The following is a 13164-nucleotide window of genomic DNA, read 5'->3' on the forward strand; positions in this document are numbered from 1 at the left end:
TCTTTAAATATTGCACCATTGCGCATCAAAGCGATACAATATATTCTATATGCCCTAATTTTACAAAGTACAATATTTTTACAAGGTTTTAAAAACAAAATGTGTATGTAATTAATCCAGAATAACCAAAAACCCTGAGCTCATTATGATATAGGCTCAGGGTTTTAATGCTAATTTTGTTATATTAAATTTATATAATGAACTTTTTAAGAAGATAAAATTAATTTTTTTTGCACCTTATCGACTATTAAATCAGATATTACCTTCTTCCTTTTCACCCAATCTTGAGACCAAATCCTTTCAATTTCCCATCCTAATGACTCTAAAACATTTTGTCTTAACCGATCACGATCTCTCGCAGTTTTAGATGAGTGGTAAGTTGCACCATCACATTCAATTCCTAAAATATATTTACCTGGTTGTTTTGGATCTACTACGGCTAAATCAATGCGATAGCCTGAGCAGCCGACTTGCTTTCTTAGTTCCAATCCCTTGTTCCGAAGGGTATCATAAACATCTTGTTCAAATGGACTGTCAACCTCTCCATCATTTTCGATGCCCGTGTTGTAGCTGAATTCTCCGCCACTTTTGGCATAGGCTAAATAAGCTTTCAATAATTTAGGTCCACGCTTTGTTAATTTTGTATCATCCAAATCAATATCTAAAATACTTGATACAACCTTTATTTCCTTTTTTGCACGGGAAACAGCGACATTTAACCTTCTCTCACCACCATCTTTATTAAGTGGTCCAAAATTATAATACATACGACCTTGGAGATCCCTCCCGTAACCAATGCTGATAATAATGGTATCCCTCTCGTCCCCTTGAACATTTTCAAGGTTTTTTACAAAGAAGGATTCAAATCGATTTTCATTAAAGAAATCATCATGTTCTGGATATTGCTTCCTTAATTCGTCAATCTTGTCCTGAATGGCCCCTTGTTGCTTTTCACTGAATGCAATAATTCCTAAAGAACGATCTTTTGATCTATTAATATGTTCAAAGACGAGTTCAGCGACTTTTTCTGCTTCTTTAAGATTCCTGCCTGATCCCCCACGATCATAAACACCATCTTTAACATAAACATGTGATATTCCATCATGTTCACGCTGAAGTGAATTTGGGAATGTATAAAGTTCATTATTATAGATCTCTTTGTTTGAGAAAGCAATTAGCGATTCCTGTTTACTTCTGTAATGCCATTTTAAAGACATCTGCGGCATGAATAACAGGCATTCATCCAAAATACTTTCAAAATTTTCATAAATATCCTCATCTTCTTCATCAATAAATTCTTCATCTACTTCAACTTGTTGACTGAAAAATGATGTTGGAGGCAATTGTTTATTGTCTCCCGCAATAATAAGTTGTTTCCCTCTCATTATTGCTGCAATTGCATCTTCTGGCCTTATTTGAGAAGCCTCATCAAAGATAACTACATCAAACTTTAATATTGATGGATCAATAAATTGGCTAACTGATAAAGGGCTCATCATCATACAAGGTTTTAAAGACATAAGTAAATCTGGTATTGTAGAAAAAAGTTTACGAATAGGTTTATGTCTTTTTTGTTTTTGTATTTCACGTCTTAGAACAGCTACTTCTGAACTTTTATAAGCATAATTTTCTAAATATGATTCTTTTCTTTCTGTAAGAATTTCATGAAGTCGCGAACTATTTATATCAATGTGTGAAAGATCATCATACCTAAATTCCTCAAGTAATCTTTCATGTTGATCTATCCTAAACTGTTTGAGAGATGGTCGTAGGCGATATGCATTATCTAGCCACAGTTGATAAAAACGTTTTAAAAAGACTATTTCAAACTCAGAGTTTAATTTATCATTTTCAATAATTTTCCTAACAAAGTCTTCAAGACCTAGCTCATACACTCTGTTGAGAGCTTCTTGGAAAGTGATCCATTCTTGAAGCTTGAAGGTGCTTTCCGATAATCTATCCAATACTAAACAAACTTGTGAAAGATCTGCATAATAAAAGGATTGTCCATTAAATATCTTCTCATCATAAGGGAATATACTTTGATAAAACTTTACTCCATGTTCAAGTAATTCTTCCTTCATTTCAAGTTGAGAACATATAGCAGAAAAACCCGACAACTTGTCCTTGCTATTAATCACATCCACAAAAGCTTCTGGGAACCATTCCTCATAACTTTCTTTTACTTTCGACATCCAATCAATGGCTTCTTTTACTGCAAACCAATCCGTATCATATCCTTTGAATAGCTCCCCATAAAGCAACGAAAGGTTCTCCGTTTCACCATCAATTTTCTCTGATATTCTTTCTATGTTATTCAAGACTTTAAATAATTCGTTAATATTATTAAATGTAATATTTTGTTCTGTTAAAGATAAAGAATTTACTTTGTTTTTTGCATTTAATAATCCACTTATAAAATCGTTAATTTTTTGTTTTTCATCTATGAATTTATATAAATCTGTATTTTCATCAATGTTCCATAACTTTGGCATAAATTCTTTTCTTAGAAAAAGTAATTCATTATTAATTTCTTGGTATAAGCTCCTAAATTTATGGATCAAATCTCTGAAAATTATTACTGACTGGGTTTCCATTTTCAATATAAATGGTTTAAAAAGGTCTTGTTTATTTCCTTGTATAAGAAATACATCTAATGAAAAAATATTTTCAATATTTGAAGAAACCTTATCCCAATCTGTTTTTTCACCATTATATTCTAAACCGAATAGTTCTGATAAATTATCTTTTTGATCTTCTATTTTATTTTTCAACTTTTTTAAAGAATTTAGTGCTCGGATATCTTTTATTGTTTTATCATATTGCAACTTTTTCTTTTCAACTAAATAGGATGTTATTAAATTGTTATCTTTCTTGTACTGTCCTTTAAGGATGCGGAGAAAAGAAGTGTATTCTTGGGTAAAGCGATTTAGAATGTCATCAAGATTTTCATTTAAAATTCCAAGATCAAATTCTTTTTCTAACTTTATTTTCTCAGAATTATATGCTTTAAATAATTCTCTATTTTCCTTAATAATATTTCTTATTTCATCCCTCTTCTCCGAATGAAACCATTGTTCTGTTGGAGAAGGGTTATCTTTTATTAAATCATAAAATTTTTCAAAGAATAATATTTCTTTTTCATTAAAAATTTCAAATTGAAACCCAGTCAAATTTCGAAATTCTTCTTTAGCCTTATTTATCTCATTAAAATAACCACATACCTTTTCAACTGCTTTTTCTACTTCATGTCCCTTTAAAAAAATTTTTTCAACAAAACCATCGTAATGGTCTACATAGGTAAGAATATCTTCCTTGTATTCAGTTGTAATTATGTTATAAAGTTCATTATATTTTATATTTAGAATATCACTTTTATAATTTACTAAAAGTTCTTTCTTTAATTTATTAATTGTTGTAAACAATAATTGATAATTTTCATATTGTTCATCGGCTTTTTCAAGTAATTCTTTGCCCTTGTCGCTAAACCATGTAATAGGCGCATCTGGTTTATTAGACATCATCTTATTTAAATCAAGAATATGATCTATTCCAATTAAAGAGAGCTCACCTTTGAACGCTACCATCTCAGCAGCATTTTTAAATATAAGGGATAATTCTTTTAAATTTTCAGATAAAGAATTAAAATTCGCTTTAATACTTGATTCTAATTCAAAGGTTGCTTCTTTTGGTATTGCTCCCTTCCACAAATGCTTCTCTTCTCTACCTATTAAACTTTTCACTCTTTCCAATCTGATGAGACTTTTGCGTGCTTCATTTAGCTTTCTAGTATCATAAGCCTGAACATCTGATAATTCAAAAAGAAGTTCTGGGATTTCATTTAATACCGATAATTTCCCATGTATCTTTTGTGGTGTTTCATTTAAAGGCTCAATTTTTTTGTGTAGTGCTGCGACATATTGATTTAATTTTTGTTTAGTATCATCAAATTCCGAATAAGATTGAAATGCGTATAACGGAGAGTGTTTTTGTTCTAATGCTTTTTTTAATTCTTCCAACACTGCTTTTTTATTAGAATTATGACTATGTAAATCTAAACAATAATCGGAAAGGCCTTTATCATCTATTCTTTTTTTAACCACATCTAAAGCAGCTTTTTTCTCACTTACAAATAAAACTCTCTTCCCATCGGCTAAAGATTCAGCAATAATATTTGTAATAGTTTGACTTTTCCCTGTACCTGGAGGACCTTGCATAATAAAACTCACACCGTTTTTTGCTGCTAAAATGGATTCTTGCTGACTTGAATCAGCATCTAATATTTGAAACGATCGTTCAGAAGATCCTTTTTGATCATAAGTTTTAATATCTTGTATATTATCTCTTTCACAGATATCCCTTTCTTGCTCAATCCCCGATAAAGCTTGCACAAATGGATTTTCTTTCACATCATTTTCGTATTGCTCAAAATCCGTGAACATAACTAATTTGTTAAAAGAGAATAACCCAATATAACTTTCTTGAGTTATAGTCCAAGAATCTTCAATTTTTAATTCTTTCTCATATAAATTAATTATGTCTTCAAAGGATTCATAATCTAACTCTTCAAGTGGGCTTAAATTTACTCCAAAATCAATCTTTAATTTTTGTTCTAAAACTGGATTAAGTATTACTTCGTCGTCCATACTTTGCATAAAATAAGGATCTCTAGCTGATTCGCGGTATAACGTTAACGGAACTAACAATATAGGTGACTTAAGAACTGTTTTACTGTAATCTACTTCTGTCCAATTTAAAAAACCACAAGCTAAATAAAGTGTGTTAACACCTTTTTCATCTATGGAAGCCTTTCCTTTAAGACGAATATCATTTAATTGTTTTTCTAATTTCTGTTTTACCTTGGTTATATTCCTCTGATACAATTCATCAATTTCATCTTTACTATAATCCTTTACTTCAATAGTTTGTGTTAATTTTTTTGCTTCATTTTCGATATTTACAAACGCGTTTACACGTAAACTTTTATCATTTAATAAAAAATTAAATACTTCTTGAGTATCTGTATCAATTTTTACCGTTGATTTATTAGTTTTAAAATTTAATAATCGATTTCTCTTTGATAAATCCAAGAGTCGTGATTTCCATTGTTCGATTTTTTTATCTAACTTTGAATCATTCATCAAAAAACCCCTTTTCTCCTTGAAGACCTTATTCCCTAGGTAAATAAAATGCCACATTGTGCCTATTTACCCAATTATGCCATATAACAATGAATTATAATACGTCTGTGAATGTTTTTATATAAAGAAACATTATTCCTTGTAAGACACGTGTTACGACTAAATACAAATACATAAAAAGTTCTATAAACAATACCTGGCACGTTAAAAATACATCTAAATTTTTTGTGTGAAACGGTACTAATCAGGTAACGCTCTTTTTGATTACCTAAATGTGCAGATTGTTAGGAGTTTTGAATATCGCGTTATTTTAAAAATGAACTGGGTAGAATGAAAATGAACCTGGATAACTATGATCCAGCAGCAATATACAGAATGTATGGAAGCTTGCAATACTTGTTTTGACGCTTGTTTAAAAGAGGAGCATGTACAAATGATGGCGGAGTGCATTGATTAGATAGAGAGTGCGCGGACATGTGTAGCTTTGCAGCTAAAGCTATGCAAACGAATAGTCCATTTGCTTCACAAATCTGTGCCCTATGTGCAGAAATGTGCCGCAAAATGGCAGCCTAATTCCATGAGAGAACACGCTGATAATGAACAACAGCTTGTTCTCTTTTTTTATGAATATTAGTAAAAGCATACATAATTATCCCCCCAGGAGTAATCATTCTTGGGGGGATAATTATGTTAAAGGATCTATTAGTAATCATTTCAATTCTCTCTCTTGCACCCATAGGTGATTTCAGATTATGGTTGTCTAAAATAAAATATATCTTCATGATATAATGTTTTACTAATAATCTGCTGTTTTTGAGAGAAACTGCACACTTTCTCCATATTTTTTCGCTACACTTATATCGTTAAATAAGAGGGTGACCCATTTTGAAAATCTCCTTGAAATTAGGATTATGGATTTTTATCTGCATTTTATTGATCGAGTCCATTTCCATGATTTTTTTGCACAGTAATATGGTACATTCCCGAATTGACCAGGAATTAGATTCACTAAAAGCACGAGGGAATAGCCACCGTGACGTCCTAGAAATTTCTCTTGATCCCGCAACCCTTCGCCACATCGGTTTAATGGAGTCTCACACCGATACGGATGTTGTGGTTACTAATTCTACTGGAAGAGTCCTTGTAACATCCGAATCGGTCAATAGCGAAATGAAGCAAATACTTGATCGTTCACTATCTGATGTCCCTAGAAATGGTCTTATCGTTCAATCTGATTGGAGGAAAGAAAGGTATATAGCAACCGTTACACCGTTTAAGACAAATGGAGAGAATATGGGTTATTTATATATGTTTAAGAACACAGAGGATGTTGAAGCATTTATTTCCCAACTAAATAGGCATTTTCTTTTGGCATCGATGCTCATCTTGTTCTTTATGTCCATCACAATATTCCTTTTATCAAAAGCTCTTACAAGACCGCTCATTATTATGAAGGAAGCGACCGCTAAGTTAAGCAAAGGGGATTTTTCAGTATCTCTTCCTCTTCGGTCAAATGATGAATTAGGTGAACTTGCCAAGTCCATTCAAACATTGGCGAATGACTTATATTATATGAAACAGGAACGAAATGAATTTCTTGCCAGTATCTCTCATGAACTCCGAACCCCGTTAACCTATATAAAAGGGTACGCTGATATTGCCAAACGAACTGATTTGGAATTCCAAGAACGAACACAATACCTGAATATCATACATGAAGAGTCCGAGCGACTAAACCATTTATTAGAAGAGCTATTCGACCTTGCCAAGATGGATCAAAACACATTTTCCATTGCAAAAGAAAGAGTTCACCTTTACCCATTCCTGCATTCCATTTATAAAAAATATCTACCCGCTTTTGAAAACAAGAAGATACAATTGCAGTTCAATTGTGACAATGACTTATTCGTTGATCTAGACCCTGCCCGTTTCGAACAAGTTATTCTAAATCTACTTGATAACGCGCTGAAATATTCGAAGATGGGTACCGTTGCGAGTATCGAGGCTTTCAAAAAAGAAGACAATGTTCAGGTTGCCCTATCTGATCAGGGAATGGGTATTCCACAAGAAGAAATGCCTTATATATTTGACCGCTTATACCGAGTGGAAAAATCACGTTCCAGAGAAACTGGAGGATATGGTTTGGGACTTGCGATAGCGAAGCAAGTAGTCGATATCCACGGAGGTACAATCTCAGTCGAAAGCAGCATTGGGCAAGGTACTCGTTTCACTATTGCTTTGAAGGAGAATTATAAATGAAGACAGTTCTATTAGTGGATGATGAAAAGAGAATGCTCGATTTATTACAGTTATATATCGAGCCTCACGGATACGATTGTGTCAAAAGAAGTTCAGGATATGAGGCTCTTACGTTCTTGAAAAAGGAACAGGTTGATTTAGTCATCTTGGATGTGATGATGCCTAAAATGGATGGTTGGGAAGCGTGTGAAAAAATCCGACAATTCTCAAACGTACCCATTATCATGTTGACAGCTCGGACGGCGGATGAAGAAATGGTGAAGGGTTTAAAAAAAGGGGCAGATGATTATGTGACAAAACCCTTTAATGAGGAAGTGTTACTTGCAAGGATGGAAGCAGTCATGCGTCGAACCCAAACTATCCCGCAAGATCATTTTTCATTTAACGGATTAACCTTGGATGAATCTGCTTATGAAGCATTTTATCAAAATGAACCGATCACCTTAACACCAAAGGAGTTCTCGATCTTGGGTCTATTTATAAAGTCCCCCAACAAAGTGTTCTCTAGAGATTATTTACTATCGACACTATGGAGTTTTAAAACAGAAACCGAGGACCGAACAATTGACTCCCATATAAGAAACATCAGGGAAAAACTGCGAAAGGTTGGTTTTCCTGTGGATGACCATTTGAAAACCGTTTGGGGGATTGGTTACAAGTGGATTCCTATGGATGAATAAATTTTAATATAAAACTTGCGGAGGTCGTAAAATTGAAACTAAAAAAAAGCATCATAACTATCGTTTTATGCAGTGTAGTCTTAACTGCTTGTGGCGGAAACGAAAACGAAAATAACAACCAAAATAAACAGAAAACTACTGAACAAAATGAAGGGAAACAGGCTTTGAATAGTTCAGAGATTTTTGAAGAAGCTGATGATGTAAAAATTGAACATATTCATGGTATAGGCTACGTCGGAAATGAAAATGAATTGTACTTGGCTACCCATCATGGTTTAGTCAAATACGCAGGCGGCAAATGGTACACTTCGATCAAAAACAAACATGACTATATGGGTTTTCAGGCAACTAAAGAGGGATTCTATTCGAGTGGACATCCTGAACCAGGTTCTGACTTAAAAAATCCTCTAGGATTGATTAAGAGTACAGATACAGGAAAATCGTTTCAAAAACTCACCTTATACGGGGAAACAGATTTTCATTATTTAGCAGCAGGGTATAACAGTAATATCATTTATGTACTTAATCAAGAGCCTAATTCAAAGTTGAAATCTTCTGGTCTGTTCTACACGGAAGATGAAGGTGAGAACTGGACACAAAGCAAAATGCAAGGATTCACGGCTAGTTCTATTGGAAATATTGCAACACACCCTGATAAATCCAATATCATTGGGATCTCATCTGATAAAGGTGTTTTTATTTCTGATAATCATGGAGAAATCTTTAAGTTGATTTCTAAAGCAAACCAGATTACTGCGTTAGAGTTTCAGGAAAATTCTCTGTTATACTATTCGTTAGAAACTGGTTCTCCCGTACTCTATAAACAAGATCTATCGAATCAGAAGAATATTGAACTGAACACCCCTTCTGACATCAATGGGGAAAATCCTATTATGTTTATTGCTTCCAATCCTAAAAAGAGGGATGAAATCACAGTGGTTACCTACAAAAATGACATTTATCAAACGAGCGATAATGGAGCCACTTGGAAAACTTTAAAATAAATTATAATGAAAAGAAAGAGCATCGAATATTCGATGCTCTTTAATCATTTATACACTTTTCGGCAGATATTATGAAATATATGGTAAAATAATTATATACACTCAAAATTACAAAGGAGTTTTAAAAGGAGTTTTATATGAGACGAAATATAATCATTTTTACTACTACAATTGGAATTATTCTTTTATTATCTGCATTTTCATTTAACCATATTTTCCCTCGCTCATATCATCACACGTTTACCAAAACAACAGATTTAGGTAAGGAAAACATTGAAGGTCTGTTTTTAAATGATGATTTTTATAGCGAAGAAATATCACAAAAGGATGGGATGAAAACAGAACAAAGTAGAGATGTAACAGATTATAATTATTTTGAGTTAAAGAAAGGAATTGAAATAGCTGTAAATAAAACAGGTAAAATTACAAGGTTTATTATAAACGACAGAAATTTGGAAACGGCAAAAGGAATAAAAATTGGTGATAAAAAGGACGACATGATAAAAGCGTATGGAAATAGTCATTATTCTCGCTCGGAGCAAGGAGCAGATATTATCGGCTATGTAGATAAAAAAAGAGATATATCCATAGAATTCTGGTTATTGGAGGACAAAGTTAATTTTTATAGACTTGATAATAAATCAATGAAGTAAAGCTAAGCAATTGTGCTTAGCTTTACTTTTTTACTGATAATATGGTTGTTAAAAGATGTTTAACTGGGATGCTATTTTACTTACTGTTTTAATTGTTTTTTAGTTTTCTCCACATTATCTGAACTACTTATTATACAGATGCTCTTTCTTTTGTTAACTCATTAATGACTAGAATGCTCTCCATCATTACTTTCCTGAGAGGGAAAGTTCATCACCTGTGACCCATTGGTGATTTTCCACTTTTTCTCCGCCTGTTGTTGGGGTGTAATCAACCATATAAATGGTCGTTTGTTTGGCTGTATCAATGGTAGCCTTTGCCCCTTTCATACCTTCCATATGGTCTGCCTCAAGGGTTACTTCATCTCCTGCTTCAAAGGGTTTATCCCCTGCATCTTTTAATTCCTCGTGAATAACCCATTTATGCTCTTCAACCTTATCTCCACCAGTTGTTGGAGTGTAAGTTACGGCATAGACCGTCGTATCATAGGCGCCTACAATTTCAGCTTCTGCCCCTTTCATACCTTCCATGTGGTCTGTTGTTAAAAGCGCTGTGCTACCGACTTGGTAAGTTGGATTCGTTGCTTCTTTCAACCCTTCAGGAATCTCCCCTGAACTGGAGTGATTCATCTCTGAATGATCCATATTGCCATCATAATTGTTCTCTTGTTCTGTATTCCCTTGCTCTGCATTTTCCTGTTCCGTATTCCCTTGTTTTGTATTTTCTTGCTCGTTTTCATTACCAGCATCTGAACAGGCGGCTAATACCAATGCCGTTAGTAAAGACATAATAAATAGTGTAAGCTTTTTTCCTACCATTGAAATCTCCTCCTATAACTTAATAATTACATGCTACAACAAAAATTTGCAGAAATTGTGCATTTATACTTTGTTACTCTGAACAGCAAGCCCATTAATGAAAACTTGCTGTTCATTCGTCTTATAGTTTAACTCGTTGCAGACGCAGTGCATTCAAAACAACTGATACAGAGCTGAATGCCATTGCTGCACCAGCTAACCATGGTGCAAGGAGTCCCATTGCGGCAATCGGTATGCCTAACACGTTATACGCAAATGCCCAGAACAGATTTTGTTTGATATTTCGAATCGTCTTCTTACTCATAATGATGGCATCCGCAATGTTATTTAAATCACCGCTTATAAGAGTAATATCCGCTGCCTCCATGGCTACATCTGTACCAGTACCCAACGCCATTCCAATATCTGCAACCACAAGAGCTGGGGCATCATTAATGCCATCACCGACCATTGCCACTTTTCTTCCCTGACTTTGGAGTTTCTTAACTTCCTCCGCTTTTCCTTCTGGAAGAACCTCAGCAATGACATGGTCTACTCCAACCTGTTTAGCAATGGACCCAGCTGTCCTTGTATTATCTCCAGTAATCATCACAACTTGAATGTTTAGATCTTTTAACCGCTGGATCGCTTCTTTAGATGTTTCCTTGATGGTATCTGCTACGGCAACAATGCCCATATACTTCCCATCTAAGCTTGCAAGCATTGCCGTTTTTCCGTTATTTTCAAAACATTCCATATTTGTTGTTGCGTCTGCTATATGAATGTTTTCACGGCTCATAAGCTTGCGTGTTCCGATAAGAATGGTTTTGTTATCAACGTTTGCTTTTACGCCATAACCTGGAATAGATTCGAATTCCTGCACCTCTTTTAACGATATATTTTTCTCCTTCACCCCTTGGGCAATAGCTTGTGCCAATGGGTGTTCCGATTGATTTTCCACAGAGCCAATAAGAGACAAAAACTCATTTTCATCCATGTTTTCATTTACAATAACATCTGTTAATTTTGGAGTACCGTTTGTGACTGTACCAGTCTTATCTAAGATCACTGTATCTAATTTGTGGGTCATCTCTAAATGTTCTCCACCTTTAAAGAGAATCCCAAATTCAGCTGCTCTACCCGATCCAGCCATGATGGAAGTCGGTGTAGCAAGACCTAGGGCACAAGGGCAAGCAATGACTAATATTGCAATTAATTTTTCAAGTGCCTCAGCAAAACTGCCTGGGCTAATCCATATGAACCAAATTAAGAAGGTTACAATTGCAATGCCTACAACAATCGGAACAAAAATCCCTGAGATTTGGTCGGCAAGGCGTTGTATTGGTGCCTTGGATCCTTGAGCTTCTTCCACAACCTTGATAATTTGTGAGAGTGCAGTGTCTCTTCCAACTTTCGTCGCTTTTATCTTCAAGAATCCATTTTTATTGATGGTCGCACCAATTACTGCATCACCGATCGCTTTATCTACTGGTACGCTTTCACCAGTAAGCATGGATTCATCGAGTGCTGAACGACCTTCGACAATCTCACCATCTACTGACACTTTTTCCCCTGGTTTAATATAGACGATGTCGCCTACTATTACTTCTTCCAGCGGGATTTCTTTTTCAACCCCATCACGAACGACAATAGCCGTTTTTGCTTGCAGACCCATTAACTTTTTGATGGCTTCTGATGATCGGCCTTTTGCTTTTGCTTCAAATAGTTTTCCTAAAAGAATTAAGGTTATCAAGACCGCGCTTGTTTCAAAATACAATTCCACCATATGTGCATGAGACCCAATAGAATCTATGGTTAAATACAAGCTATAAAAATACGCTGCTGACGTTCCCAATGCCACAAGTACGTCCATGTTAGCACTTTTATTCCGTAAGGCTTTATAAGCACCCACATAGAACTGCAAACCGATAATAAATTGGACTGGAGTGGCAAGTACCAATTGAACCCATGGGTTCATAAGCGCCTCAGGTAAGTAGATAAATGATGTAAACGAAAAATGGCTAACCATTGCCCACAATAATGGCAGTGACAAAATTAAGGAAACAATAAGCTTAGTCTGTTGTTTCTTGATTTCCTTTTCACGATAATCCACGTTATCTTCTTTATTCTCTTTGGAAATTGCTCCATATCCTAATTTCTCTACGCGTTTGGTTATATCTTGTGTGTCTATTAAGGAAGGATTATATTCTACCGTCGCACTCTCTAAAGCTAAATTAACCGTCGCTTTATTGACGCCATCTAACTTGTTTAAGCCTTTTTCGATGCGTGTGGCACATGCCGCACAGGTCATTCCTGTTATATCGAATTCTTTTTTCTCCGATACGAGATCATATCCTAAATCCTTGATTTTCTTTTGGAAATCTTTCTCAGATACAACTGTCGGGTCATATTTAATTGTTGACTTTTCTAGAGCCAAATTCACATTGGCTTCTTGCACACCGTCCATCTTATTAAGCCCTTTTTCGATTCTTGTAGCACAGGATGCACAAGTCATTCCTGTAATTTGATAATTGGTTTCTTTTAATTCACTACTCATAAAATCATCTCTCCTTTATACGATATGGGGGTATATTTTTTTGTTAAAGATAACGCGCTATGAAAGCACGCTATC

The 13164-nt window shown here is 34.6% G+C and carries 7 protein-coding genes and 1 pseudogene; 5 read left to right on the top strand and 3 right to left on the bottom strand.

Features of this window, described 5'->3' with window-relative positions; translation table 11 throughout:
• Positions 1 to 206: 206 nt before the first annotated feature.
• Positions 207 to 5141: a DUF4011 domain-containing protein gene (locus BLL40_RS08130; protein ID WP_073711422.1), complete on the bottom strand. Its 4935-nt coding sequence runs from the start codon at positions 5139 to 5141 to the stop codon at positions 207 to 209.
• A gap of 352 nt (positions 5142 to 5493) precedes the next feature.
• Between BLL40_RS08130 and BLL40_RS17775 the strand changes: the two are divergent.
• The 5 genes and pseudogenes from BLL40_RS17775 to BLL40_RS08155 all read left to right on the top strand — a co-directional run.
• A pseudogene (locus BLL40_RS17775) lies at positions 5494 to 5696 on the top strand (four-helix bundle copper-binding protein); the annotation flags it as partial.
• A 330-nt stretch (positions 5697 to 6026) separates the two neighbouring features.
• Positions 6027 to 7400: a sensor histidine kinase gene (locus tag BLL40_RS08140; protein ID WP_245797918.1), complete on the top strand. Its 1374-nt coding sequence runs from the start codon at positions 6027 to 6029 to the stop codon at positions 7398 to 7400.
• Entirely contained in the window at positions 7397 to 8080 is a 684-nt protein-coding gene (locus tag BLL40_RS08145) for a response regulator transcription factor (RefSeq protein ID WP_073711424.1), read from the top strand. Before BLL40_RS08140 ends, BLL40_RS08145 begins: the two co-directional genes overlap by 4 nt.
• Positions 8081 to 8112: 32 nt before the next feature.
• Complete coding sequence (locus tag BLL40_RS08150) at positions 8113 to 9084, top strand: F510_1955 family glycosylhydrolase (protein ID WP_073711425.1); 972 nt, start codon at positions 8113 to 8115, stop codon at positions 9082 to 9084.
• Between the two features lie 137 nt (positions 9085 to 9221).
• Positions 9222 to 9737, top strand: a complete 516-nt coding sequence (locus BLL40_RS08155) for a DUF1131 family protein (RefSeq protein WP_083566413.1) — start codon at positions 9222 to 9224, stop codon at positions 9735 to 9737.
• Between the two features lie 186 nt (positions 9738 to 9923).
• Here BLL40_RS08155 and BLL40_RS08160 read toward each other — a convergent pair whose 3' ends face one another.
• Both BLL40_RS08160 and BLL40_RS08165 read right to left on the bottom strand, forming a co-directional pair.
• Positions 9924 to 10553, bottom strand: a complete 630-nt coding sequence (locus tag BLL40_RS08160; RefSeq protein WP_073711426.1) for a YdhK family protein — start codon at positions 10551 to 10553, stop codon at positions 9924 to 9926.
• Positions 10554 to 10674: 121 nt separating this feature from the next.
• Positions 10675 to 13089, bottom strand: coding sequence for a heavy metal translocating P-type ATPase (locus BLL40_RS08165; protein WP_073711427.1), 2415 nt, complete (start codon positions 13087 to 13089; stop codon positions 10675 to 10677).
• Between the last annotated feature and the right edge of the window lie 75 nt (positions 13090 to 13164).

It is taken from the genome of Domibacillus mangrovi, assembly GCF_001906925.1.
GTDB classification, from domain to species: domain Bacteria; phylum Bacillota; class Bacilli; order Bacillales; family Domibacillaceae; genus Domibacillus; species Domibacillus mangrovi.